This window comes from Vibrio sp. Vb1574 (assembly GCF_033338675.1).
On sequence record NZ_JAWOTC010000423.1, the window covers coordinates 1 to 1,077 of the forward strand.

Below are 1,077 nucleotides of genomic sequence, written 5' to 3' on the forward strand. Positions count from 1 at the left end.
TACTATCGAGTGACGCGAGAAAATTTCCATCATGCGATAGAAGCGACAACAGCATTGCCGATTGCTTACAAACATACTCCGTGTTTTTCTGGTGGTTGTTATACCGATGGTGGTGTGGCGGATTCTATTCCGGTTCGAGAAGCTTACCGAAGAGGAGCGCGAGACATCACGGTTGTGCTATCGCACCCGCTGAATTACTCCAAAAAACCAGTAAAAAATACTTGGTTAATGAACAAGTTGTTTGCTGAACATCCTAAAATGGCAGAAGCGATGTTGCATCGTTCAGAGAACTACAATGAGTCCTTGGAATTTATCCGCAATCCACCGCAAGGAACCCGTGTGAGAGTGATTGCACCGCCGGATGAATTTCATGTGCAACGCTTGTCGATGCGCCAATCCGTTCTACTCGAAGGGTATGAAATGGGGCTTCACGAAGGCAGAACTCATATCACCAATCTGTCTGGTGGTTATGGTTTAAGTCGAGAAAACTGCCACTTTTGTCTTTAACTCGCAGTGATTGATAAAGTAAAAAGAACCCCGCGATTGGCGGGGTTTTTTACGTTTATCGTCTGCGAGATTAGTTCAGTTTATCCCAAGCCATTTCCCAGTGTGAGCCTGTCGCTGGCTCAAATTGTGTTGCACTCTCACTCCACTGTACGCAGTAGCCAGAGTAAGGGAATGGTTTACATTGATAAATCGCGCCGTCGCTTGCCAACACTTTTGTACCTGCTGTGTAGCTAGAAAGCCCCTCAGGGAATACAAAGTCGTATTCGCCTGATGGTGGTGGGGTGACTTCCTCACTTTTTAGATGGAAATCCAGCGTTTGCTGATCGACAAGGTTGCCATCGGTATCTTTAATGCGGGTCACTAACATGTGGTGCCCCGGTTCTGATTTGCTCAGCGTGAGTTCTACTTGTTCGCTTGCCCCATCTTGAATTGAACCCGTCCAACTTGCTAGTGGTTCGCGATGATGATTGTAAACCGTTAACTCGGCGGTTAAGTCGCCCTCTGCGGTAAGAGTGAGGTCTAAAGAGGTTGGTTCTGTAGCAATTATGTACTCACTGGCAAGACCATCAA

The 1,077-nt window shown here is 46.9% G+C and carries 1 protein-coding gene and 1 pseudogene; one reads left to right on the forward strand and one right to left on the reverse strand.

Annotated elements, in window-relative coordinates:
• Positions 1-507: DUF6363 domain-containing protein (locus R7O12_RS26605; RefSeq protein ID WP_318127071.1), on the forward strand; the 507-nt coding region annotated here is incomplete at its 5' end.
• A 70-nt stretch (positions 508-577) separates the two neighbouring features.
• Here the strand turns inward: R7O12_RS26605 and R7O12_RS26610 are convergent.
• Positions 578-1,077 (reverse strand): annotated as a pseudogene (locus R7O12_RS26610) (N-acetylglucosamine-binding protein GbpA); the annotation flags it as partial.